Annotated in this window: 23 protein-coding genes and 2 tRNA genes; 17 read left to right on the plus strand and 8 right to left on the minus strand. The window is 72.8% G+C overall.

The features are described from left to right. The 4 genes from recO to map all read left to right on the plus strand — a co-directional run bounded on the left by recO (position 1) and on the right by map (position 4,004). Positions 1-729 (plus strand): DNA repair protein RecO, encoded by a 729-nt coding sequence (gene recO, locus ACK2IS_RS07130; RefSeq protein ID WP_409485446.1) that lies wholly within the window; start codon positions 1-3, stop codon positions 727-729. Between the two features lie 64 nt (positions 730-793). Next, complete coding sequence (locus ACK2IS_RS07135; protein ID WP_409485447.1) at positions 794-1,609, plus strand: isoprenyl transferase; 816 nt, start codon at positions 794-796, stop codon at positions 1,607-1,609. Between the two features lie 101 nt (positions 1,610-1,710). Continuing rightward, entirely contained in the window at positions 1,711-3,135 is a 1,425-nt protein-coding gene (gene argG, locus ACK2IS_RS07140) for an argininosuccinate synthase (RefSeq protein WP_409485448.1), read from the plus strand. A gap of 92 nt (positions 3,136-3,227) precedes the next feature. Then, the gene (gene map, locus ACK2IS_RS07145; protein WP_409485449.1) at positions 3,228-4,004 is read left to right on the plus strand and encodes a type I methionyl aminopeptidase; all 777 of its coding nucleotides are present in this window, start codon (positions 3,228-3,230) and stop codon (positions 4,002-4,004) included. A gap of 30 nt (positions 4,005-4,034) precedes the next feature. Here map and ACK2IS_RS07150 read toward each other — a convergent pair whose 3' ends face one another. From ACK2IS_RS07150 to ACK2IS_RS07160, 3 genes are all read right to left on the minus strand, one after another. Continuing rightward, on the minus strand, positions 4,035-5,219 hold the full coding sequence (locus ACK2IS_RS07150; RefSeq protein WP_409485450.1) for an aminotransferase class I/II-fold pyridoxal phosphate-dependent enzyme: 1,185 nt from the start codon (positions 5,217-5,219) through the stop codon (positions 4,035-4,037). Then, positions 5,216-6,718, minus strand: coding sequence for a sodium:solute symporter family transporter (locus tag ACK2IS_RS07155; protein WP_409485451.1), 1,503 nt, complete (start codon positions 6,716-6,718; stop codon positions 5,216-5,218). Before ACK2IS_RS07155 ends, ACK2IS_RS07150 begins: the two co-directional genes overlap by 4 nt. A 118-nt stretch (positions 6,719-6,836) precedes the next feature. Beyond that, positions 6,837-7,133: a DUF6703 family protein gene (locus tag ACK2IS_RS07160; protein ID WP_409485452.1), complete on the minus strand. Its 297-nt coding sequence runs from the start codon at positions 7,131-7,133 to the stop codon at positions 6,837-6,839. A gap of 140 nt (positions 7,134-7,273) precedes the next feature. On the opposite strand from ACK2IS_RS07160, the gene ACK2IS_RS07165 reads away from it, so the two are divergent. From ACK2IS_RS07165 to dusB, 5 genes are all read left to right on the plus strand, one after another. Then, positions 7,274-7,534 carry a DUF2277 family protein gene (locus ACK2IS_RS07165; protein WP_409485453.1) on the plus strand — a complete coding sequence of 87 codons (261 nt, stop codon included), beginning with the start codon at positions 7,274-7,276 and terminating at the stop codon, positions 7,532-7,534. Between the two features lie 146 nt (positions 7,535-7,680). Further along, positions 7,681-8,811: a CE1758 family FMN-dependent luciferase-like monooxygenase gene (locus tag ACK2IS_RS07170; protein WP_409485454.1), complete on the plus strand. Its 1,131-nt coding sequence runs from the start codon at positions 7,681-7,683 to the stop codon at positions 8,809-8,811. Positions 8,812-9,156: 345 nt separating this feature from the next. Continuing rightward, positions 9,157-9,294, plus strand: coding sequence for a hypothetical protein (locus tag ACK2IS_RS07175; protein ID WP_409485455.1), 138 nt, complete (start codon positions 9,157-9,159; stop codon positions 9,292-9,294). Between the two features lie 10 nt (positions 9,295-9,304). Continuing rightward, on the plus strand, positions 9,305-9,967 hold the full coding sequence (locus ACK2IS_RS07180) for a phosphatase PAP2 family protein (protein WP_409485456.1): 663 nt from the start codon (positions 9,305-9,307) through the stop codon (positions 9,965-9,967). Between the two features lie 10 nt (positions 9,968-9,977). Further along, a complete protein-coding gene (gene dusB / locus ACK2IS_RS07185) occupies positions 9,978-11,165 on the plus strand; it encodes a tRNA dihydrouridine synthase DusB (RefSeq protein ID WP_409485457.1) in 1,188 nt (395 codons plus the stop codon). 50 nt (positions 11,166-11,215) lie between these two features. Here the strand turns inward: dusB and ACK2IS_RS07190 are convergent, their stop codons facing one another. Further along, on the minus strand, positions 11,216-12,076 hold the full coding sequence (locus ACK2IS_RS07190; protein ID WP_409485458.1) for a sulfurtransferase: 861 nt from the start codon (positions 12,074-12,076) through the stop codon (positions 11,216-11,218). Positions 12,077-12,170: 94 nt separating this feature from the next. Here ACK2IS_RS07190 and ACK2IS_RS07195 point away from each other — a divergent pair, with 94 nt between their 5' ends. The 4 genes from ACK2IS_RS07195 to ACK2IS_RS07210 all read left to right on the plus strand — a co-directional run bounded on the left by ACK2IS_RS07195 (position 12,171) and on the right by ACK2IS_RS07210 (position 16,129). Continuing rightward, complete coding sequence (locus ACK2IS_RS07195) at positions 12,171-13,415, plus strand: deoxyguanosinetriphosphate triphosphohydrolase (RefSeq protein WP_409485459.1); 1,245 nt, start codon at positions 12,171-12,173, stop codon at positions 13,413-13,415. Between the two features lie 109 nt (positions 13,416-13,524). Beyond that, positions 13,525-15,426: a DNA primase gene (gene dnaG, locus ACK2IS_RS07200; RefSeq protein ID WP_409485460.1), complete on the plus strand. Its 1,902-nt coding sequence runs from the start codon at positions 13,525-13,527 to the stop codon at positions 15,424-15,426. Then, positions 15,426-15,971, plus strand: a complete 546-nt coding sequence (locus ACK2IS_RS07205) for a hypothetical protein (protein ID WP_409485461.1) — start codon at positions 15,426-15,428, stop codon at positions 15,969-15,971. The genes dnaG and ACK2IS_RS07205 overlap by 1 nt, the downstream gene beginning before the upstream one ends. A gap of 85 nt (positions 15,972-16,056) precedes the next feature. Beyond that, positions 16,057-16,129, plus strand: a tRNA-Asn gene (locus ACK2IS_RS07210). A gap of 131 nt (positions 16,130-16,260) precedes the next feature. Here the strand turns inward: ACK2IS_RS07210 and ACK2IS_RS07215 are convergent. Continuing rightward, positions 16,261-17,082 (minus strand): transporter substrate-binding domain-containing protein, encoded by an 822-nt coding sequence (locus ACK2IS_RS07215; RefSeq protein WP_409485462.1) that lies wholly within the window; start codon positions 17,080-17,082, stop codon positions 16,261-16,263. A 120-nt stretch (positions 17,083-17,202) separates the two neighbouring features. Between ACK2IS_RS07215 and ACK2IS_RS07220 the strand changes: the two genes are divergently transcribed. Further along, positions 17,203-18,036, plus strand: coding sequence for a DUF1206 domain-containing protein (locus ACK2IS_RS07220; RefSeq protein ID WP_409485463.1), 834 nt, complete (start codon positions 17,203-17,205; stop codon positions 18,034-18,036). A gap of 35 nt (positions 18,037-18,071) precedes the next feature. Here ACK2IS_RS07220 and ACK2IS_RS07225 read toward each other — a convergent pair. Then, positions 18,072-18,145: transfer RNA gene (locus ACK2IS_RS07225), tRNA-Ile, on the minus strand. A gap of 231 nt (positions 18,146-18,376) precedes the next feature. On the opposite strand from ACK2IS_RS07225, the gene ACK2IS_RS07230 reads away from it, so the two are divergent. From ACK2IS_RS07230 to ACK2IS_RS07240, 3 genes are all read left to right on the plus strand, one after another. After that, positions 18,377-20,029, plus strand: coding sequence for a DUF1800 family protein (locus tag ACK2IS_RS07230; RefSeq protein ID WP_409485464.1), 1,653 nt, complete (start codon positions 18,377-18,379; stop codon positions 20,027-20,029). A 53-nt stretch (positions 20,030-20,082) separates the two neighbouring features. Next, positions 20,083-21,522, plus strand: coding sequence for a DUF1501 domain-containing protein (locus tag ACK2IS_RS07235; protein WP_409485465.1), 1,440 nt, complete (start codon positions 20,083-20,085; stop codon positions 21,520-21,522). Between the two features lie 162 nt (positions 21,523-21,684). Next, complete coding sequence (locus tag ACK2IS_RS07240; RefSeq protein WP_409485466.1) at positions 21,685-22,221, plus strand: DUF3145 domain-containing protein; 537 nt, start codon at positions 21,685-21,687, stop codon at positions 22,219-22,221. A gap of 102 nt (positions 22,222-22,323) precedes the next feature. Here ACK2IS_RS07240 and ACK2IS_RS07245 read toward each other — a convergent pair whose 3' ends face one another. After that, a complete protein-coding gene (locus ACK2IS_RS07245) occupies positions 22,324-23,574 on the minus strand; it encodes a beta-ketoacyl-[acyl-carrier-protein] synthase family protein (protein ID WP_409485467.1) in 1,251 nt (416 codons plus the stop codon). Between the two features lie 85 nt (positions 23,575-23,659). After that, positions 23,660-23,905, minus strand: a complete 246-nt coding sequence (locus tag ACK2IS_RS07250) for an acyl carrier protein (protein WP_241451753.1) — start codon at positions 23,903-23,905, stop codon at positions 23,660-23,662. Positions 23,906-23,988: the final 83 nt, after the last annotated feature.

Genomic DNA, 23,988 nt, shown 5'->3' on the forward strand with positions numbered 1-23,988 from the left:
ATGGCGCTCTACCGGGATCAGGCGATCGTCCTGCGCACCCACAAGCTGGGTGAGGCGGACCGGATCGTCACCATGCTCTCGCGGCGCCACGGCAAGATCCGCGGCGTGGCCAAGGGGGTCCGGCGCACGAAGTCCCGCTTCGGGGCTCGCCTGGAGCCCTTCATGGTGGTGGACGTCCAGCTCTACCAGGGTCGTTCGCTGGACACCGTCACCCAGGTCGAGACGCTCGGGGCCTATGCCGAGACGATCATGCGCGACTACGACGCCTACACCGCGGCGAGCGCCATGGTGGAGACCGCCGACCAGCTGACGACCGAGGGCGAGGCCAACCCGCAGCAGTTCCTGCTCCTGGCGGGGGCGCTGCGCAGCCTGGCCAACGGCGAGCACGACCACGGACTGCTGCTCGACGCCTACCTGCTGCGCGCGGTGGCGACGGCGGGGTGGGAACCGAGCTTCGACGGCTGCGCCCGCTGCGGGGCCGAGGGGCCGCACCGGGGCTTCAACCTGGCGGCGGGCGGCGCGGTCTGCCGCGAGTGCCGGCCGCCGGGGTCCGCGGCGCCGTCGCCGCAGACCATGGAGCTGCTGGCGGCGCTGCTGCACGGCGACTGGCGGCGCGCCGACGCGAGCGAGGTGCGCCACCGCCGGGAGGGGGCCGGGCTGGTCGCGGCCTTCGTCCAGTGGCACCTGGAGCGGGGTGTGCGTTCGTTGCGGCTGGTCCAGCGGGCATGATGGGCCCGCAGCGGCCCGGGCGACGGTCGGGCGCGACGGGACGAGCGAGGACGAGGAGCAGCACGTGGCACGCAGGCGCACGCAGGTCGAGCCCTACCGAGGCGAGATCAAGGCCCCCTTCGCCCATCCGTCCGGGGCGCGCCCGCCCGCCATACCGCAGGCGCTGGTGCCGCGACACGTCGCCGTGGTGATGGACGGCAACGGCCGGTGGGCCAACCAGCGTGGCCTGCCCCGCACCAAGGGCCACGAGGCGGGCGAGGCGAGCCTGCTCGACGTGGTCGCCGGGGCGATCGAGATGGGCATCCCCACCCTGTCGGCCTATGCCTTCTCCACCGAGAACTGGCGTCGCAGCCCGGACGAGGTGCGCTTCCTCATGGGCTTCAACCGTGACGTGATCCACCGGCGCCGCGACCAGCTCGCCGAGTGGGGGGTGCGGATGCGCTGGGTGGGGCGCCGGCCGCGGCTGTGGTCGAGCGTCGTCAAGGAGCTCGAGCACGCCCAGGACCTCACCCGCGACAACACCGTCCTCACGCTGTACTTCTGCGTCAACTACGGCGGGCGCGCCGAGATCGCCGACAGCGTGCGGCGCATCGCCGAGCTCGTGGAGCAGGGGCGGCTGTCCAGCAAGGGGATCGACGAGCGCACCATCGCCCGGCACCTGGACCATCCCGACATGCCCGACGTGGACCTCTTCCTGCGCAGCTCGGGGGAGCAGCGGACGAGCAACTTCCTGCTGTGGCAGAGCGCCTATGCCGAGATGGTCTTCCTGGACACCCTGTGGCCCGACTTCGACCGCCGCGACCTGTGGCGCGCGGTGCAGATCTATGCAGAGCGCGATCGGCGGTATGGCGGGGCGGTGGACAAGACCCAGGGGGCCTGATCGGCAAGTCTGGGGTGGCCCAAGGGTTCCCGCGGGCGCCGACCTGTGGATCGGCATACGCACGATGTGCATAGGCATGCAGAAATCTGTATGCTGATCCTATGCCCAAGGTTCTGACCTCCCTCCCCGCCGGACAGCGCGTGGGACTGGCCTTCTCCGGCGGACTGGACACCTCGGTCGCCGTCGCCTGGATGCGCGAGAAGGGTGCGATCCCCTTCACCTACACCGCCGACATCGGCCAGCCCGACGAGCCCGACATCGCCGGGGTGCCCGGCCGCGCCCTGGCCTACGGCGCCGAGGCCGCCCGCCTCGTCGACTGCCGACCGCAGCTCGTGGAGGAGGGGTTGGCCGCTCTGACCTGCGGCGCCTTCCACATCCGCTCCGCGGGGCGCTACTACTTCAACACCACCCCGCTCGGTCGGGCCGTGACCGGCACCCTGCTGGTGCGGGCGATGCTCGAGGACGAGGTCAACGTCTGGGGCGACGGGTCGACCTTCAAGGGCAACGACATCGAGCGGTTCTACCGCTACGGGCTGCTCGCCAACCCGGCGCTGAAGATCTACAAGCCTTGGCTCGACGCGGAGTTCGTCGACGAGCTGGGCGGGCGGCACGAGATGTCGCAGTGGCTGCGAGCCCGCGACCTGCCCTACCGTGACCCCACGGAGAAGGCCTACTCCACCGACGCCAACATCTGGGGCGCGACCCACGAAGCCAAGACCCTGGAGCACCTGGACGTGGGGCTGGAGTCGGTCGAGCCGATCATGGGGGTGAGGTTCTGGGACCCGGCGGTGCAGATCGACGCCGAGGACGTGACGGTGGCCTTCCGGCACGGGCGCCCGGTGGCCATCGACGGCGAGACCTTCGACAGCGACGTCGATCTCGTCCTCGCCGCCAACGCGATCGGGGGGCGTCACGGGCTGGGGATGTCCGACCAGATCGAGAACCGCGTCATCGAGGCCAAGTCGCGCGGGATCTACGAGGCGCCCGGGATGGCGCTGCTCCACATCGCCTACGAGCGGCTGCTCAACGCGATCCACAACGAGGACACCCTGGAGACCTACCACGAGCTCGGGCGCCGCCTCGGCCGCCTGATGTACGAAGGCCGGTGGCTCGACCCGCAGTCGCTGATGCTGCGTGAGTCGGTGCAGCGGTGGGTCGGGTCCGGGGTGTCCGGCGAGGTCACCGTCCGGCTGCGCCGCGGCGAGGACTACTCGATCCTGCGCACCGACGGGGACTGCTTCTCCTACCACCCGGACAAGCTGTCGATGGAGCGCACCGAGGGGGCAGCGTTCGGGCCCGTGGACCGGATCGGCCAGCTGACGATGCGCAACCTGGACATCGCGGACTCCCGCGCCAGGCTCGAGCAGTATGCCGCGATGGGCCTGCTCGGGGTCGCCCAGGGACGCCTCATGGGCGAGCTCACCCCCGGTGGCGCCGAGCAGATCGCCCGCAACCACGCCTATCTCGAGCCGGACGAGGACGTGGAGTCCCTCGACCACGCCGCCATCGAGCTGGGGGTCGACTGAGGCTGCCCGTCGCTGCGGGCCGGCCGACTCGCTCCGGAGGTCGGACCGGGCGTGATCGAGCGATCGCGCTCCGTCTCTGCCATGGTGGGTCGGTGATCGAGTACAAGACCCCTGCCGAGGTGCAGGCCATGCGCCCGGCCGGCGCCTTCGTCGCGCAGGTGCTGCACACCCTGCGCTCGGAGGTGACGGTCGGCACCGACCTGCTCGACGTCGACGCGCGGGTGCGTGAGCTCGTCGAGGCGAGGGGTGGGGTCTCCTGCTACGTCGACTACCACCCGAGCTTCGGCGGCTCGCCCTTCGGGCACTACATCTGCACCAGCGTCAACGACGCCGTCCTGCACGGCCTTCCGCACCGTTACCGGCTGCGCGACGGCGACCTCGTCTCCCTCGACCTGGCCGTGCAGGTCGACGGCTGGGTCGCCGACAGCGCCGTCTCCTTCGTGGTGGGGCAGGCCGCCCCGCAGGACCTTCGGCTGATCGAGACCTGCGAGCGGGCGCTCGCGGCCGCCATCGACGTCGCCGAGGTGGGCAACCGGATCGGTGACCTGTCCGCGACGATCGGCCAGGTCGCGCGGGAGGCCGGGTATGCCGTCAACACCCAGTTCGGCGGGCACGGGGTGGGTCGCACCATGCACGGCGAGCCGCACGTCCCCAACGACGGGCGGGCGGGCCGGGGCCTGGTGCTGCGTCCCGGGCTGGTCGTCGCCATCGAGCCCTGGCTGATGGCGACCACCGACCGGCTGGTCAAGGACCCGGACGGCTGGACCCTGCGCAGCGCGGACGGCAGCCGCACCGCCCATGCCGAGCACACGGTGGCGATCACCCCCGACGGCCCCCTCGTGCTGACCGACCGGTCCCACCTGGCCTGACGGCACGGCCGCCGAGGACGGCCGACGGGCTCAGACGCCGGTCCCACCGAAGATGCTCATCCGCCCGATCCGGTCGAAGGCCTCGGCGCAGCGCTCCACCGGCACGGTCATCGCCAGCCGCAGGTAGCCCTCGCAGGAGTCGCCGAAGGCCGTGCCCGGGATCGTCAGCACGTGCGCCTCCTCGAACATCCGCGCGGTCACCTCGGCGCACGGCAGTCCGGTGGCGGACACGTCGACCCACAGGTAGATCGACCCGCGGGGGCGCACCGCCGACATGTGCGGGGTGGCCTGGACCCGCTCCCACGCGTAGGCCATCCGCTCGGCGTACAGCGCCTTGATCGGCGGCTGGATCTCGTGCCGCCGTCGCAGGGCGTGCAGCGCGGCGCGCTGGGAGATGGCGGGGGCGGTGAAGACGGCGTTCTCGTTGACGTCCTTCATGGTGCGGACCACGTCGGGCGGGGCGATGGCATACCCGATGCGCCACCCGGTCATCACGTAGTCCTTGCTGAACGAGCCGAGCACGATCGTCCGCTCGGCCATGCCGGGCAGGGTCACGATCGGCAGGTGCGGCTCGTCGTAGGAGTACAACGGGTAGATGTCGTCGGCGATGACCACCAGGTCGTGCCGGCGGGCGATCTGCGCGACCGCCTCGAGGGTCGCCCGGGTGAAGACCGCGCCCGTGGGGTTGGTGGGGGAGTTGAGGATCACGGCGCGGGTCCGCGGGGTGATCCGGGCCTCGAGCCGGTCCGGCGCGATCTGCCAGTCCTCGTGCGCGTAGGTCGGCAGGGCGACCGGCACCCCGCGGGCCAGCCGGATCTGGTGCGGGTACGGCGTGAAGTAGGGCTCGTGGATGACGACCTCGTCGCCGTCGTCGAGGATCGACTCCAGGGCGAGCCACATGCCGTGGCAGGCGCTCGTGGTGATCATCAGGTCCGACAGGGGCCGCTCGTGGCCGTACTCCTCGGCATACATCTGCTGGACCGCGGCGCGCAGCTCGGGATCGCCGTAGGTGTCGGTGTAGTGCGTGTGGCCGGCCTTGGCGTCGGCGGCCGCCGCGTCGATGACTCCCGCGTCCGTGGTCAGGTCGGGGTCGCCGAGGCTGAACGAGATGACGTCGTCGTAGCGGCTCGCCAGGTCCACCGCCGAGCTCATCGGGGTGGACGCGGCCCCGCGGTAGCGCGAGGACAGCAGCCGCTGCGGGTCGGGCTGGCTCATGCGGGCAGCTCCTCGACGTCGGCGAGGTCGGGGTCGACGTTGGGGACGATCTTGTCGTGGTCCAGGTGATGGACCACGACATAGCTGACCAGGCCGACCGCCATGCCCATCATGATCGGGTAGTTGCCGCCGATGGAGAAGTCCGGGTCACCGCTGGTCGCGCCGTAGATCATGGTGGCCGACACGGCGAGGAAGCTGAGCGCCAGGCTCACCAGCCCGGCCCGCGGGCTCACCCGCTTGAGGACGAAGGCGGCGAAGACCGGGATGAACACGCACCCCGACAGGAATCCGTAGGACAGGTCCAGCGCCTTGAAGATGTCCTCGATGACCACGGCCAGGGCGATGATGACGACGCCGATGCCGAGGGCGATCGCGCGGTTGATCCACACGTCGTGGGCGGCGTGGGTTCGCCCCTGCGCGTCGACGGTGGCCTCCTCGACCTCGGCGTGCTTCTGGCCGCGGACGAAGCGCAGGAAGAGGTCGTTGTAGACCACCGTGGAGGCCGCCAGGATGGTGCCGGACGCGACCGACATGGCGGCCGCCATCGCGGCCGCGAGCAGCAGCCCGGCGATGCCGGTCGGCAGGAAGCTCACCACGCCGGTCTCGAAGACGAGCCCGGGCTTGCTGACCTTGATGCCGGCCGCGAGGACGGCCATGCCGAGCAGGACGGCGGCGAAGGAGTACAGGATCGAGTAGATGCCCGCCGCCAGGGTGCCGGTGCGCGCGATCCGCTCGTTGCGGGCGGTGAAGACGCGCTGCCAGATGTCCTGCCCGATGACCAGGCCGGGCACGTACAGCAGGATCCAGTACAACGTGCCGGTGAAGCCGTAGGACCCCAGGTCCCAGTGCGAGGCGGGCACCTTGTCGATCAGACCCCCGAGTCCGCCCACGCGGGAGTCGGACAGGACGAAGAACGGAGCGATCAGCATGATGCCGAGGGTCTTGATGACGAACTGGACGATGTCGGTCATGGTCACCGACCACATCCCGCCCAGGAAGGTGTAGAAGACCACGACCAGGCCGGCGCACACCATCGCCAGCCGGGTGTCGATGCCGAGGACGCCCGCCAGGATCGACCCCATGGCGACCACCTGCACGACGGACAGGGCCACGGTGTAGATGATCGTGAGCACCGCGCCGAAGACCCGCGCGGTGGGGCCGTAGTTGCGCTCGATGACCTCGTTGATGGACAGGGCGCGCAGGCGGTTGAGCTTGGAGCTGATGAGCATCCCGAGCAGGATCAGGCCCATCCCGAGCGAGCCGCCGACCCACATGCCGGCGATGCCGTCCTTGTAGCCCTTGCCCGTGCCGCCCACCGTGACGGCGCCGCCGACGGCCATCGCCGCCATGCACGCGAAGAACATCGGGAAGGAGAGCCGCCGCCCGGCGACGAGGTAGTCCTCGCGGGTGTTGGCCATCCGCATCGACCAGACGCCGATCCCGATCATCACCAGGAAGTAGGCCGCGATGACCGCGTTGTCCAACGCCGGCAAGGACATGGGGAACTCCTCACTGAGTGCCGCTCGGTTCCCCCCAGGGTAGACCTGGGTGGTCCGACCACGCCCTCCGGGGTCACGTGTCGAGATCACGAAGTCCCTGGTCGAGCCCCTGCGGTGGTCAGCGGGGGAGCAGCCGCACCACCACGACCGCCACCCCGACCAGCAGCACCGCCACGCGAATCAGCTTGGCGTTCAAGGACGCATAGGGCCAGGCGAGGAACAGCAGCCAGGCCACGAAGGCGACCGCCAGGCCGAGGAGCACCCAGCCGACGGGTCCGCCCACGACCGCGGCGAGCACCAGGAGCGTGACCCAGGCCAGGGTCGTGACCCAGGAGGGCAGGCCCGCCAGGGCGTGGGCGACGGGCGCGCTCGCCCGCTCGACGGACCGGCGCAGGACAGGGGGCTTATCGGACACCCCGCGAGCCTACCGGGAGGGTGGCGTCGCGCCCGGACGGTCAGCCTCAGACGCCGCGCCCGGTCGGGCGGTTCCGGCGGATTGACACTTTTTCGTGGGATTCGACCCTTTCGTGGTGATGCCTGTGCCAGTCTTGACACATGGTCAGACAACTTCGTGCCCTCCACGACGCGGAGCTCGACTCCACGTCGCCCGAGGCCCGTGCTGCAGCGTTGCAGTACGTGCGGGTGGTCAGCGGGGCCGCGCGTCCGCCGGCCGAGCACCGCGAGGTCTTCGAGGCGACGGTGCTCCAGATCGCCCTCGCCACGCAGCGGCTCATGGACGAACTGCAGACGCCCGTGGTCGAGGTGCCCGCCCCCCGGGTGCAGCCGGCGAGCGTCCGGGTCGTGCGCGCCGGCTGACGACACACCTCTCGATCGGCCTGTCCTGCACCCGCGGGGCGGGCCGATCGGGCATCCGGGTGGGGTCGATCCTGACGGGGGGAATGCCTCCGAGTGCCCGCGCGCCAGACTAGTTGAAGATTCAATTAACTAGTCAGGAGGCCACCGTGCAGATCGGCATCTTCACCGTTGGCGACGTGACCCGTGACCCGCTGACCGGACACATCCCGAGCGAGCACGAGCGCAGCGACGCGATGACGCAGATCGCGCTCAAGGTCGAGGAGGTGGGGCTGGACGTCTTCGCCACGGGCGAGCACCACAACCCGCCGTTCGTGCCGTCCAGCCCGACGACCCACCTGGCGTTCATCGCCGCCCGCACCGAGCGGCTGCGGCTGTCCACCTCGACCACGTTGATCACCACCAACGATCCGGTGAAGATCGCCGAGGACTGCGCCTTCCTGCAGCACCTGGCCGGCGGGCGGGTGGATCTGATGACGGGGCGTGGCAACACCGGCCCGGTCTACCCGTGGTCCGGCAAGGACATCCGCCAGGGGATCCCGCTGGCGGTCGAGAGCTATCACCTGCTGCGGCGGCTGTGGCGGGAGCCGGTCGTCGACTGGCAGGGGAAGTTCCGGACCCCGCTGCACGGCTACACCTCGACGCCGGCCCCGTTGGACGGCACCCCGCCCTTCGTCTGGCACGGGTCGATCCGCAGCCCCGAGATCGCCGAGCAGACGGCGTACTACGGCGACGGCTTCTTCCACAACCACATCTTCTGGGACCCGGAGCACACCGCCCAGATGGTGGCGCTCTACCGGCAGCGCTTCGAGCACCACGGCCACGGCTCGGCCGACCAGGCGATCGTGGGGCTCGGCGGCCAGGCCTTCATGGCCGGGACCGAGGCCGCGGCCCGGCGCAGGTTCCGGCCCTACTTCGACGTCGCGCCGGTCTACGGCCACGGCCCCTCCCTGGAGGAGTTCACCGCCACCACGCCCCTGGTCGTCGGCACCCCGGAGCAGGTGATCGAGCGCACCCTCGCCTCGGTGGACTACGCCGGCCACTACCAGCGCCAGCTCTTCCTGATGGACCACGCCGGGCTGCCCCTGGAGGTCGTGCTCGAGCAGGTCGAGATCCTCGGGCGGGAGGTCGCGCCGGTGCTGCGCGCCGAGATGGACCGCCGTCGTCCCGCGCGCGTCCCGAGCGAGCCGCCCACCCACGAGTCCCTGGTCGCGGCCGGCCCGCAGCCGCCCCACCACCAGGTGGTCAACGCGCGCACCCGGGAGGAGCAGACCGTATGACGAGAAGGACCGCCGTCGTCACCGCAGGACTGTCCACCCCCTCGTCCACCCGGCTGCTCGCCGACCAGCTCGCCGCGGCCGTGCAGGCGCAGGTGAGCGCCCGCGGCGAGGCCGCCGAGGTCCAGGTCGTCGAGGTGCGCGAGCTGGCGGTCGACCTCGCCCGCCTGATGACCACCGGGATGTCCACGCCCGCCCTGGACGCCGCCCGGGAGACGGTCTCCGCGGCGGACGGTCTGATCGTGGTGCCGACGGGGGGTCTTCGTCGCGACCGAGGACTTCGGTGGCGACGCCGGTGCCGACCTGGCTCGTCGGGTCCGGCGGGCCGCCTCCGAGCTCGCCGCCCTCGTGGTCGCCGAGTCCGGCTCGGTCGCGGGCTTCGCCGAGCGCGAGCAGGACCGACCCGCACCTCGCTCCTCGGGGGTCACGCTCGCGCCGGTCACGCCCTTCGAGCAGCTGCTGGCCGGGCACGCCGGCCAGGGCTAGGGTCCAGGGCGTGAACCTCGCGCCGCTGCAGCCCTGGGTCCGTCACGTCGTGCTCCCCGGAGCGGCGGTCACCGCGGTGATCGCCGCCTCCGGCCGGGTCGTCCAGGGACCGCTCGGCGGCTGGCCGCAGGAGGACGCCCTCAACCGCTGGTGCGTCGCCCACCGCACGCCCGCCCTGGACCGGGCCACCTGGGTCCCCTCGACCTACGCCGACACCCCCTGCACCATCGCCATGGCGATCGTGTTCGGCGCCTGGCTGCGGCGCGAGACGGGTTCCTGGCGCGAGGCGGCGGCCCCGCTCGCGGCGATCGGCGTGGAGACCGCCTGCTTCGTCGCGGCCGCGCACGTCGTCGGTCGGGCGCGGCCGGACGTGCCCTGGCTGGACCGGCCGGCGCCGACGCCAAGCTATCCCTCCGGGCACACGGGCGCCACGACGGCGATGCACCTGACCGTCGCCCACGCCCTCGCCCGCCGCGACGTGCCCGGCTCCCGCGAGCTCGGTCACGTCGTCCGGTGTGGCCTGCCCGTCTTGGTCGGCGTCAGCCGCGTCTACCGCGGGATGCACCACCCGAGCGACGTGGTCGTCGGCGCCCTGCTTGGCGCGTGGACCGCCGGGGCCGTGCGTCGTGCCCTCGGCATACCGCGCCTGCGACCCCCTGAGCACCTGAGATGATGGACGGCCTATGAGCGCTGTCCTCCCGCCGCTGCAGATCGGCCGTCACGCCTACGAGTCGCCCGTCGTCCTGGCCCCCATGGCCGGGATCACCAACCGCGCCTTCCGCCGGCTGTGCCGCGAGCACGGCGCCGTCGGGCTCGCGGCCGCCGGTGCCGCGGGCGCGACCCAGCTCTTCGTCTCGGAGATGATCACCACCCGCGCGCTCGTCGAGCGCGTCCCGCTGACGATGAAGCTCATCGAGATGGACGAGGGGGAGGCCCCGCGGGCGATCCAGCTGTATGGCGTCGACCCGGTCACCGTCGGCCAGGCCGCCCGGATCATCGCCACCGAGGACCGCGCCGACCACATCGACATGAACTTCGGCTGCCCGGTGCCCAAGGTCACCCGCAAGGGCGGCGGCGCGGCGCTGCCCTGGAAGTCCGAGTGGTTCCGGGCGATCGTGCGCGCCGCGGTGCGCGAGGCCGCGCCGCACGACATCCCGGTCACCGTCAAGATGCGGGTGGGCATCGACGCGGACCACACGACCTACCTGGCCGCCGGCCGGATCGCCGAGCAGGAGGGCGCCGCCGCCGTCGCGCTGCACGGCCGCACCGCCGACCAGCACTACTCCGGCCAGGCCGACTGGTCCACCATCGCCCGGCTCAAGGAGCACGTCACCACCATCCCGGTCCTCGGCAACGGCGACATCTGGTCGGCCGAGGACGCCGTGCGGATGGTCCGCGAGACCGGCTGCGACGGCGTGGTCGTCGGCCGGGGCTGCCTGGGGCGGCCGTGGCTGTTCGCCGACCTCGCGGCGGCCTTCGCGGGCGTGACCTATCGCGCGACGCCGACCCTCGGCGAGGTGGGGGTGACGATGCGGCGGCACGCGAGCTATCTGGCGGAGTTCTACGGCGACGAGGGCAAGGCCTGCCGCGACATCCGCAAGCACGTCGCGTGGTACCTCAAGGGTTTCCCCGCCGGGCACGACGTGCGCCACCGGCTCGCCCTGGTCGACTCCCTGGCCGCGCTCGACGAGCTCGTCGCCACCCTGGATGCCATCCAACCCTGGCCGGGCGCGGCCGCCGAGGGACCGCGCGGGCGGGCGGGATCACCCAGGCGGGTCGCCCTGCCGGACGGGTGGCTGGACTCGCCGGAGCTGGACGAGCAGCAGCAGCGCCTGGTCGCCGAGGCCGAGCTCGACGTCAGCGGGGGCTGAGACCACGGGGCAGCCCCCGCTGACGTCGAGCCGACCGCGGCTCGCCGGGATCACGCGCCGGTCGCCACCGGGCGGCTCGGGTCGGTGATGTAGTCCGACCACGAACCGGCATACACCGCGAGATCGTCCGAGATGCCCACCGCGGCCGCGGCCAGCGCCACGTGGCAGGCCTGGACCCCGGACCCGCAGTAGACCGCGGTGGTGCCGCCCTCGTGGACGTCGCGCCGGTGGAAGGCCGCGAGCAGCTCCTCGCGCGGCAGGAACCGGCCGTCCTCGTCGACGAGCTCCAGCGCGGGCAGCGACAGCGCGCCCGGGACGTGGCCCGCGACGGGGTCGACGGTCTCGTCCTCGCCCCGGAAGCGGTTGGCCGGGCGCGCGTCCAGCAGGGTCGCGCTCTCGGCATACCGCCGCGCGCCCTCGGCGTCGACGACGGTCAGCGCCGGCTCGCCGACCGTGACGTCGCCCGGCTCCGGGGTCACCTCACCGGTCTCGACGGGCAGCCCGGCGTCCTGCCAGGCCCGCCAGCCGCCGTCGAGGACGCTCACCGCGGGGTGGCCCGCGTGCCGCAGCAGCCACCAGGCGCGCGCGGCGGCGATGGAGCGCCAGTCGTCGTAGACCACGACCGTTGCGTCGGCGCGGACGCCGGCGGCGCGCAGGCCGGCCTGCAACCGGTCGCGGCTCGGCAGCGGGTGGCGCCCGGTCACGCCGGGCACGTGCGGGTCGGCGAGCACGTCGTCCAGGCAGAGGTAGGCCGCGCCGGGGACGTGGCCCGCGCGGAACTGCTCGGGTCCGTCCGTGCGGCCCAGCTGGTAGCGCACGTCCAGCACCACGGGGCGGTGGCCCTCGGGGGCGTGCAGCGCCTGGTCGAGCTCGGGGGCGGTGATCAGCGGGGGGTGAGCCGGCTCGGTCATGGCTCCACCCTAGCCAGGGGGTCTGTCAGAGCCCCTGGCTAGGGTCCGCACGAGACGAGGGGAGAGGCACCGTGAGCGCGACGAGGGGCCAGGGATGATCAGCGACGGGTATGCCGACCGCGACCGGCACCGGTGGGTCCGCGAGGACCCGGCCCAGAAGTCCGGGGACCGCGACGACTTCGCGCGCGACCGGGCCCGGCTCGTGCACTCGGCCTCGCTGCGGCGGCTGTCCGCCAAGACCCAGGTGGTGCGGCCGGGCAGCAGCGACTTCGTGCGCAACCGGCTGACCCACTCCCTGGAGGTCGCCCAGATCGGGCGCGAGCTCGGCGGAGCGCTGGGCTGCAACGCCGACGTGGTCGACACCGCCTGCCTGGCGCACGACCTCGGGCACCCACCCTTCGGGCACAACGGCGAGAGCGCGCTCGACGAGATCGCCGCGGACGTCGGGGGCTTCGAGGGCAACGCCCAGACCTTCCGACTCCTGGTGCGCCTGGAGGCCAAGCGTTTCCACCCCGGGACCGAGCGGTCGGCGGGCCTCAACCTCACCCGGGCCAGCCTGGACGCGGCCACGAAGTATCCCTGGGCACGCGGCGGCGATCCCGCTACCACCCGCAAGTTCGGGGTCTACGCCGACGACCTGGACGCCTTCGCCTGGGTGCGCGAGGGCGCGCCCGCGGGCCGTCGCTGTCTGGAGGCGCAGACGATGGACTGGGCCGACGACGTGGCCTACTCCGTCCACGACGTGGAGGACGCGATCGCGTCGGGCGGTCTGGACGTGCGTGAGCTGCACACCGGGGAGGCCGTGGGACAGGTGCTGCCGATCGCCCGCGAGCGCTACGCCCCCGACCTGAGGACGGGCGTGCTGGAGTCGGCCTACTGGCGGCTGGTCACGCCGCACCTGGTGCCCGCGAGCTTCGACGGCGGCTCGCGGCGCGACCTCGCCCGGCTCAAGGACCTCACCTCCCGCCTGGTCGGTCGTTTCGCCGGAGCCGCCGAGCGGGCGACCCGGCAGCGCTACGGCGACGGCCTGCTGACGCGCTACGCCGCGAGCCTGGTGGTCCCCGAGGACGTGCGCGCCGAGGTCGCGGTGCTCAAGGCGGTGGCGGCTCACTTCGTGATGGCGACCCGGGCCCGCGTGGACCTGATGGCCGAGGAGCGCGAGATCGTGCACGGGCTGGTCCGGGCCTACCAGCAGGACCCCGAGGGGCGCCTCGACCGGGAGCTGTGGGCCGACCACCTCGCGGCCCGGGACGACGGGGAGCGGCTGCGCGTCGTGGTGGACCAGGTCGCCTCCCTCACCGACGCCCGGGCGGTGGCGCTGCACGCGGCGTGGTGCTGAGCGTGCCATGGTCCGGGCGTCGGTCGGCGCCGGGCAGGGGCGGGCGGTGCGGCGGGCGGGACCTTCCCGGCACACGTCCTAGACTCGGCCGCGACGAGGGGAGGTGCCGGTGGCGCTGATCAAGGCCGAGGACGTCGCGCTGGTCAAGGAGCGAGCCTCGATCGAGGACGTGGTGCGCGAGCACGTCTCGCTGCGCAGCGCCGGCCCGGGCTCGCTCAAGGGACTGTGCCCCTTCCACGACGAGAAGACCCCGTCGTTCACCGTGCGCCCCGGGGTAGGGGCCTACCACTGCTTCGGCTGCGGCGTCGGCGGCGACGTCATCAGGTTCGTGCAGGAGGTCGACCACCTGACCTTCGTCGAGGCGGTCGAGCGGCTGGCCGGGCAGGTGGGGGTGCAGCTGCGCTACGAGGACGGGCAGGCTCCCCAGCGTGAGCCGGCGGGCAGGCGCCAGCGGCTCGTCGAGGCCAACCGCGTCGCGGCCGAGCTGTATGCCGAGGCCCTGCTCTCCTTGCCCGAGGCTCGCCCGGGACGGGACTTCCTGCGGGCCAAGGGGTTCGGGAGCAAGGACTGCGGGATCTTCGGCGTGGGCTACGCGCCGCGCGCGGGGGAGGCGGTGGTCGGCCACCTGCGGTCCAAGGGCTTCACCGACGAGGAGATCGTCACCTCCGGGCTCGCGGTCGAGGGCCGCCGGGGCCCCTACGACCGCTTCCGCGGGCGCGTGGTGTGGCCGATCCGGGACGTCACCGGGGACACCGTGGGCTTCGGGGCCCGCCGGATCTTCGACGACGACCGGATCGAGGCGAAGTACCTCAACACCGCGGAGACCCCGATCTACAAGAAGACCCAGGTGCTCTACGGTCTCGACCTCGCCAAGCGGGCGATGGCGCGGGACCGGCAGGCCGTCGTGGTCGAGGGCTACACCGACGTGATGGCCTGCCACCTGGCGGGCATCCAGACCGCCGTCGCGACCTGCGGGACGTCCTTCGGCGTCGACCACATCAAGACGCTGCGCCGGATCCTGCGCGACGAGGCCGGACAGTCGCCGGCCAAGGTGATCTTCACCTTCGACGGGGACGCCGCCGGCCAGAAGGCCGCCATGCGAGCCTTCGGCGAGGACCAGCGGTGGGCCTCCCAGTCCTTCGTGGCCGTCGCCGACGCGGGGCAGGACCCCAACGAGCTGCGTCAGTCCGGGGGCGACGAGGCGGTGCGCCACCTGGTCGAGGACGCGGTGCCGATGTTCGAGTTCGCGGTGCGGACGACCATCGCCCGCTTCGACCTCGGCACCGCCGAGGGTCGGGTCATGGCGACCCGCACCGCGGCCCCGATCATCGCGAGCATCCGGGACCAGGGCCTGCGCCCGGAGTACATCCGCACCGTCGCCGGCTGGATCGGGCTGCCCGTCGAGCAGGTCGCCCACGAGGTGTCGATCGCAGGGACGGCCGCCGCCCAGGTGCCCGCCGAGCCCACCCGCCGCGAACCTCAGGACCCCACCGGGCCGAGCGACACCGCCGTGCCGCCGCCGGACCTGCGCGACCCGGTCGTCGCGGCCGAGCAGCAGCTGCTGCAGTGCCTGCTGCAGCACCCCGGCCTGTTCGACGCCGCCGCCGTCGACGCGCTCGAGCCGGAGGCGATGGTGGCGCCCGCCTACCAGCTGGTCGTCGCCGGCCTCAAGGCCGCCGGCGGTCTGGCGACCGCTGCCGCCGGCTCCGGCCAGGCCTGGACCTCCGCCGTCGCCGAGCACGTCGACGAGCAGGTGCGCCCGCTGGTGACCGAGCTCGCCGTCGCGCCCATCCCGAGCCGCCTGGACCCGCAGACCGGTGCCCCCTCCAGGAGGTATGCCGACGAGCTGATCCTGCGGGTCCGCGAGGTCAGCCTGCGCCGCCGGATCGCCGACGCCATCAGCGCGCTGCAGCGGATGGACCCCACCCAGGCCGAGGAGGCACGCGCCCTCGGCATACGTCTGCAGGGCCTGCAGCGCGAGCTCGCGGCCCTCCGATCGGAGCTGAGCTGATGCGCCCGCTGCTGCGCCGCACCCGTCCCACCCTGACGTCCGACGACCGCGAGCGCCTCGACCTGCGCCGGGGTGACGACCTGCTGAGCGAGCTGGCCCTGCCGGCGCTGCAGTCCCGGCTGCTGGTCACCACCTGGCACCTGGCGCTGCTGCCCGATGCCGGGACCGCGGTGCTGCGCCCCTGGCACCTGGTCGACGGCGCCGGGTGGTCCCGCGACGACTCGGCCCTGCGGGTGTCCTGGGTCGACGGGGACGATCCCTGGCGCCTGCCCGTCGCCGAGCCGGACGCGCGGGCGCTGCAGGCCTTGCGCGAGCGGGTGCAGGCGAGCGTGGTGGCGCACGACGACACGACCGTGGGCGGGGGACGGGTGCGCGTGGTGATCCGCCAGGACCTGGCCACCCGCGAGCTGCTGGTCCAGACCCTGTATGCCGGGGGAGCCCGGCCCGACGACCCGGCCGTCCGGGCGGCGCGGGAGCGGATGACCGGGCAGCTGTGCGACGCCGTGGGCCTCCCGCCGCAGCCGGGCGGTCTGCCCGAGGCGTGAACGGCGGGCGACGCCGGGGTGACGGTGGATTCGGTGTCGCGGCGCCGATGCTGCTACAGTCTCATTCGCGCCGGACGCGGCGCATTCCCCTGTAGCTCAATTGGCAGAGCAGCCGGCTGTTAACCGGCAGGTTATTGGTTCGAGTCCAATCGGGGGAGCAGCAAGGTCCTGACCAGCAAGGTCAGGACCTTTTCGCGTGATGGGAAGGAGCCCGGCACCAGCACCTGGCCCGCCTCGGCAGCACACCTCGGCGCGTCCCCGTGCTCGGCCTGGTGCGGCGTCGGCCGGATCAGCCGTCGCAGCCGGTGATCGTCGCGGGTGGTGCGGGGACGCTCCCGACGACGCCGGTGCGCACCAGCTGCTCGGCATACACCCGGGACCAGCTCCCGTCCCGCACCGCGGACTGCAGCGCGTCCCGGATCGAGCCGCACAGGCCGGGGATCCGCCGGGACACGGCGATGTAGTAGTCGATCGAGGGCAGCCGCAGGTCGACGACCTTGACGGAGCCCCGGAACGGGGCGTTGGCGACGTAGCCGCGCAGGGCCAGGCCCTCGTCGGTGACCGCGTCGACCTGGCCGTGGCGCAGCTCGGTGAGGCACGTGGAGACCGTCTCGCGGTAGGTGATGTGCGCCCCGGGGAAGGTCCGCGGGGAGGTGCGGCCCAGCTCGCTGCCGAGGACGGCGCAGACCGTACGCCCCGAGAGCGAGGCCGCGGTGGTGGTGTCCTGGTCGGACGCGCGCACCGCGACCTCCTGGCGCCCGCGCAGGTAGGGACCTACCAGGTCGGTGCGGGCGCGCAGGGCGGGGGTGACGGGATAGGCCGCGACGAGGACGTCGTACGGCAGGTCCGGTGACTGCGGGGTCACCCGTCGCTCCGGCACCGCGACGTAGGCCAGGTCCTTGGGGCCGGGGTGCCCGAGGCGGGCCGCGAGGTCGCGGGCCAGGACGTAGTCGAAACCGGACAGGTCGTAGGTCGCCCGGACGCCCAGGCCGGGACGGTCGTAGGACACGCCCACCGACGGCTCCGGCCGGGCGCACCCGCCGAGCAGGGCCGCGACCGCACCCAGTGCCGCGAGCATGGTCGCCCGCCGGTGCGTCCCGCTGCTGCTCATGCCTGTTCTCCTCGCTCCCGTGCCTACCGTATCCGCCGTCCGCGATCACGCCGGGCAGCGGCGGCCGCCTGTCCGAGGGGACCTGCCCCGCGCGCCGTCCACAGCGTGCATCATGTCCGCATGGACAACGGACGTTCGCGCGGGGTCGAGGCCGGTGACGGTGATCTGGGGGACCGGGTCGAGGGGATCGCCCAGCAGGCGGGGGACCACCCGGCGTTGGAGCTCGCGGCGCGGGTCGGGTATGCCGTCAACGGGTTGCTCCACCTGGTGATCGCCTGGATCTGCCTGCAGCTCGCCATGCTCAGGCCCACCGGTCAGGCCGACCAGTCCGGCGCGTTCGCCACGCTCGCGTCGTCCGCCCCGGGCCTGATCGCCCTGTGGCTCGGGGTCGTCGGTTTTGCCGGCCTGGCGCTGTGGCAGCTCACCGAGGTGCTGGTCCCCGGTGTGTATGCCGAGTGGAAGGACCGGGCCAAGGACGCCGCCAAGGCCGTGGTCTTCGCCGTCCTGGCGTTCTCCTGCTTCGGCTTCGCGCGGGGGCACGGCTCCTCGGGCGGCCGCACGACCCAGGACCTGACCCGGACTCTGATGGCGGGCTTCGGCGGGCGGTTCCTGGTGTCCCTGGTCGGCTTGACGATCGTCGGGATCGGGGGGTATCACGTCGTCAAGGGGGTCAGGAAGACGTTCCTGCGCGACCTGGCCGAGGACCCGGGCCCGGTGGCGGTGCGCGCCGGGCAGATCGGCTACCCGACCCGCGGGGCGGCGCTGATGGTGGTGGGCCTGCTCTTCGCGCTCGGGGCACTCGACAACTCGGTGGCCAAGTCCAACGGGCTGGACGCCGCCTTCAGGTTCGTGCTGGAGCAGCTCTTCGGCCGGCTCCTGACGGTGCTGATGGCCCTCGGGTTCGCCGCCTTCGGGGTGTACCTGTTCTTCCGTGCGCGGCACGCCCGCGTCTGACGGCGGGGCGGGGCGCCGCCTGAGCGGAGAAGCGGTAGGACGGCTGGGGCTTGAACCCAGGACCGACGGATTATGAGTCCGCTGCTCTGACCGACTGAGCTACCGTCCCGCGGCGCCGGGGCGCCGGTGGGTCAGCCTACCGCCCACGGCCCCGGGCAGCCTCGTCGGACGTCCGCACGCGCCGGGGAACGGGCCTGGGACGGGATCCCACAAGAGGTCGTTACGCTGGGCGATGGAATCCGGGTCCAGGTTCCCCTGAACAGTCCTGGGACCCCTCGAAGCGGGCGAAGGTTGACCACACACTGTCGAGATACTGAATCGACAGTGAAGGTCTGGCCCCATGACTGCACCCCGCTTCGCGCCCGTCACCGCCCAGCACCCTGCCGTGCCCACCCCGCCCCGCCCGGGCGCGGTGACGGCGGCTCCGCGCACCGCGGGCACGACCCGCACCGCCACCCCCAGCGCCCGCCTGACCCACACCGTGCCCGCGGTCGCCACATCCGTCCACGCGGCGTCGCTGCCGCTGCGCACCACGGCGGCCTGGCACCTGGCTCGGCGGTGCGCGCTCGCCCCCACCGCCGCGATCGCGGCGGACATCCAGCGGCTCGGCACCCGCACCTGGCTGGATCAGCAGCTCGCCCCGACCACGCTCGCCGACCCCGTCTGGGACCAGCTCGCCTCGCAGCACTTCCCCTGGCTGCCGCTCACGACCCTCCAGCTGGCGGGCCAGACCGGTAACCAGATCTTCCGAGGCGCCCCGGTGATGGCGCACGCGACCGCCGTCAGGCAGCTGTTGAGCACGAAGGTGCTGTGGGAGAACGTCGTCCAGATGTTCGGGGACCTGATCTACGTCCCCTATCGCAGCAAGGGGGACGCCTTCCTGCTGGAGTTCGACCGGGTGGTGCTGCGTCAGCACGCCTTCGGCCGCTACGCCGACCTGCTGCACGCCGCGGCGACCCATCCGGCCCTGCTCCGCCTGCTGGACAACGACGTGAGCTCCAAGGACAACCCCAACGAGAACCTCGGCCGGGAGATCCTCGAGCTGTACTCCGTCGGGGTGGGGAGCTTCACCGAGACGGACGTGCGGCAGTCGGCCTTGATCCTGACCGGGCAGACGATCGACTGGAACACCTTCGCGCTCACGTACGCCGCCTGGGCGCACCACGTGGGTCCGGTGCGGGTGATGGGGTTCAGCCACGCCAACGCCACGCCGGAGGGAGGCCCGGCGCTGGTCCGCGCCTACACCGACTACCTGGCTCGGCACCCGGCGACCGCGACCCGGATCGCTCGGCGGATCGCCACGCGGTTCGTCTCGGACACCCCCTCGGACGCGCTGGTCCAGGCGCTGGCCTCGACCTACCTGGCCTCGGACACCGCGATCGTCCCGGTGCTGCGACGACTGTTCAACCACGCGGAGTTCTGGGCCTCCGTCGGGGCCAAGTGGACCCGCCCCGGCGAGCTGGCCGCCACCCTCGCCCGGGCCGGCAGGCCGACCGGCTACACCCCCGCCGAGCCCATCACCGCCAACCCCTGGGCGATGAGCGGCTACTTCTGGGTGATGTACGAGGCGGGCCACGCGCCCCGCGACTGGCCCCGCGTCGACGGCTATCCGGACACCGCGGCTGCCTGGCGCACCACCGGCGCGAGCCTGGCCTCGTGGAACCTCAGCCACGCCCTGGCCTGGGGCTGGGGCGACGGGCCGACGTACCCGAACCAGGTGGACCAGACCAGCGGTGACACCCGTCCCCGCTGGGACCTGGTCCTCGGGGTCAAGGCCGGCGACAGCGCCCTGGACACGGCCCGTCGGATCGCCACCGCCCTGACGGGCTACACCTGGCGCGAGGAGGACGTCGCCCCCATCGCCTCGTGGCTGTGCAGCTACGGGGCGCGAGCGGCCACCCCCACCGACACGCTCAGCGACGACGCCGTCCGCTGGTGGCTGCCCGAGGCGGTCCGGCTCGTCTTCGCCAGCCCGTACGCCTTCCTGCGCTGAGCCGCACCCACCCCCCGACCCGGCGCCCCGCCCTTCGCCCTACCGGAGCAGACATGACCCTCCCAGACCCCTTCTCGCCGCTGCTGCACGAGGACCTCGTCACCCCGATGCACCACCATGACGAGGCCCGCAACCACCTGGTCGTCCGGACGCCGGACGGGCCTCGGGTGATGAGTCCGCAGGCCGCCGCGGCCCACGTCGCCCGGGTCCGCCCCGAGCCCGACGCCGACGAGATCGCCGAGCGGTGCGGGTGGCGCGGCTCGGTGCGGCGCCGCTCGGTGCTGCAGGGCGCCGCCCTCGGTGTCGGTGCGCTGCTGGCCGAGTCCACGGCTCCTCGCTATGCCTTCGGCGCCACGGCGACCTCCCGCGACCTGCTCGTCGTCGTCTTCCTGCGCGGCGGCGCCGACGGACTGTCCCTGGTCCCGCCGCTGGCCGACGCGCAGTACCTCGCCAACCGCCCGGGCATCGGCATCAGGCCGGAGGCGGCCCTGGCGCTCGACGGGCGATACGGCCTCAACCCGGCGATGCCCCGGGCCAAGGCGATGTACGACGCCGGCCAGCTCGCCGTCGTGGTCGGGGCGGGCAACCCGGCCGTCACCCGCTCCCACTTCGAGGACATGCACTCCATGGAGTGGGCGGCCCCCGCCAACATGCGCTCGGGCTGGCTCGGGCGCCACCTGGCGACGACCGGGGGCCTGCAGGGGACGGTCAGGGCGATCACCCGCGGCAGCCAGGTGGCGATGTCCTTGTCGAGCCCCGACTTCGAGACCACGGCCATCGCCCAGCTGGCGTCCTTCGGTCTGCACCCGACCTACAGCACCGACGGGGTCACGGCGCCGCGCATCACCTCGATCATCGACGGGTTCTACCGCCGGGCCGGGGGGGAGGCCGCGGCGACCGCAGCAGCCACGCTCGGCTCGGTGGCCCGTCTGTCGGACCTGCGCAGCGCTGCCGCCAACCGTCCCAAGGCGGCGGACGGGTACTCCTCGGCGTTCTTCGACGGGATGCGGGATATCGCGTCGGTGGCCCGGTCCGGGCGCGGGCTCGAGGTGGCCTGCATCGACAACGACGACTGGGACATGCACCGCGGTCTCGGCGTCGCCACCGATGCGCAGGCCTGGATCTGGAGGCGTGCCAACGACCTCGACCGCGGGCTGGACGTGCTGCGCACCGAGCTGGGGGACCTGTGGCAGCGCACCACCGTGGTGACGATGAGTGAGTTCGGTCGCCGCGTCCGGGAGAACGGGGACCAAGGGGTCGACCACGGCCACGGCAACGTGATGTTCGTCGCCGGCGGGGGGATCAACGGCGGGAAGGTGTACGGCTCGATACCGCCCCTGACCGACACCAACCTGGTGCAGGGGGACGTGCCGATCACCACGGACTACCGCCAGGTATTGTCCGAGCTGATCTCCTCGCGACTGCTCAACCGGGACGGGCTGGCGACGATCTTCCCGGGATTCACCCCGGGTTCACCGCTCGGCATCGCCTGAGTCGGATCGGCGCGGAATGCTCGTGACGACGCCGCGTGTCGCGCTCGCGGGGGTGGTCAACACCACCCCCCATGCGGCATAGTTGGCGACGCAGAGTGATTGCATGACCGGTCCTGGTCGAGGTCGTTGGGGAAGACGTCCCTCGCACACAGGAGGTCCCGGATGTCTCGTGCAGCCGCACTGCAGCGTGGTGGCGACGTCGCCGCCCACACCAGAGGTGTTGTGTTCGTCCACAGCGCCTCGACCGCGTCATGCCCGCATGTCGAGTGGGCTCTCCAGGGTGTCCTCGGCACCCCGGTCTCGCTGGACTGGACGATCCAACCCGCCGAGCGCCGCCTGATGCGCGCGGAGGTCAACTGGGTCGGACCCGCCGGCACGGGCGCCGCTCTGGCGAGCGCGCTCCGTGGCTGGGAGTCCTTGCGCTACGAGATCACCGAGGAGCCCAGCCCCGGCTGCGACGGCTCCCGGTGGTCGCACACCCCCGAGCTCGGCCTCCACCACACGTGGATCTCCGCGAGCGGCGACACGGTGGTCAACGAGGACCGGCTCCGGCATGCCGTCGCCCAGGCCCAGGGCGACCCTCGGGTGTTCGCCGAGATCATGGACCAGCTGCTCGGCGAGCCTTGGGACCGGGAGCTGGAGGAGTATCGCGAGGGTGGCGAGGGGGCTCCGGTGCGCTGGCTGCACAAGGTGGGCTGATCGCGGTCTCGGCGCCGGCGGTGTGCACCGGCGCCGACCCCCCAGGTATGCCGCAGGCCTGGTCCTTCCTCGGGTGGGGAAGGACCAGGCCTGCGCGTGCGGTCAGGCGGACCGCACCACCAGCGCGACGTTGTGGCCGCCGAAGCCGAAGGAGTTGTTGAGCGCCGCGACGTCCCCGGCCGGCAGGGTGCGGTGCTCGCCCCGGACCACGTCCAGCCGGACCGCCTCGTCGAAGTCCTCGACGTTGATGGTGGCCGGGGCCACGCGGTCGCGGATCGACAGGACCGTCAGGATGGCCTCGAGCGCACCGGCGGCCCCGAGCAGGTGACCCGTCATCGACTTGGTCGCCGAGACGCACATGCCGTCCGTGGCGTCGGCGAAGGCACGGCGGATGGCGCGCGACTCCGCCAGGTCACCGACCGGGGTGGAGGTGGCGTGGGCGTTGACGTGGCACAGGTCGCTGCCCGTCAGCCCGGCGGAGGCGACCGCCTCGACCATCGCCCGCGAGGCGCCGGCGCCCTCCGGCTCCGGTGCGGCGATGTGGTGGGCGTCCGCGGAGCAGCCCGCGCCCGCCAGCTCGGCATGCACCCGCGCGCCGCGCGCCCGGGCGTGCTCCTCGGCCTCGAGCACGACCAGCCCCGCACCCTCGGCGAGCAGGAAGCCGTCGCGGCCCTTGTCGTAGGGCCGGGACGCCCGGGCCGGGTCGTCGTTGCGCGTGGACAGCGCCTGCATCGCGGCGAAGCCGGCGATGGGCAGCGGGTGCACGGCGGCCTCGGTGCCGCCGCAGACGACGACGTCGGCCCGACCCCAGCGGATCATCTCCAGCCCCACGGCCATGGCCTCGGCTCCCGAGGCGCAGGCGCTGACCGGGGTGTGCGCCCCCAGCCGGGCCCCCAGCTCCAAGGAGACCGTCGCGGCGGGGGAGTTGGGCATGAGCATCGGCACCGACAGCGGGTAGACCCGGCGGGGGCCCTTCTCGCGCAGGGTGTCCCACTGGTCGAGCAGGGTCCACACCCCGCCGATGCCGGAGCCGACGACGCTCGCGAAGCGCTCCGGCTCGACCTCGGGGGATCCGGCGTCGGCCCAGGCCTCGCGGGCCGCGACGAGGGCCGCCTGCGCGGAGGGGTCCAGGCGCTTGACCTCGACCTTGGTGAGCACGTCGGCGGTCGGCACGGCCAGCGTCGCGGCGAAGCGCACCGGCAGGTCGTACTTCTCCACCCAGTCGAAGGGCATGGTGCGGGCGCCCGAGCGTCCCGCGAGGACCGCCTCCCAGGTGTCGGCGACGGTGCCGCCCAGGGGGGTCGTGGCGCCGAGGCCGGTGATGACGACGCGGCGGGGGTTGGGGGTGGTCATCTGTGACTCCTCGTGACAGTGGCTGGGTGGGCGAGCGCGGGGTGGAGAGGCCACGACGACCCCTCCACCCCGCCGGGTGCGGTGCTCAGCCCTGAGCGCCGGCGATGAAGGTGACGGCGTCGCGGACGGTCTTGAGGTTCTTGACCTCGTCGTCGGGGATGCGGACGCCGAAGCGCTCCTCGGCCTGCACGACGATCGTCATCATCGACAGGGAGTCGATGTCCAGGTCCTCGGTGAAGGACTTGTCCATCTGGACCTCGCCGGCGTCGATGCCCGTCTCCTCGTTGACGATCTCGGCCAGGCCCTCGCGGATCTCGTTCTCGTTCGCCATGTCTGGCTCCTTCAGGTGCGCGCTCCGGGGAGCGGGGTGGGTGGTGCGGGTCAGCCCGAGGGATCCCGTCGGGCAGCGGGGGT

It is taken from the genome of Arsenicicoccus dermatophilus (genome assembly GCF_046267915.1).
Classification (GTDB): Bacteria; Actinomycetota; Actinomycetes; order Actinomycetales; family Dermatophilaceae; genus Arsenicicoccus; species Arsenicicoccus dermatophilus_A.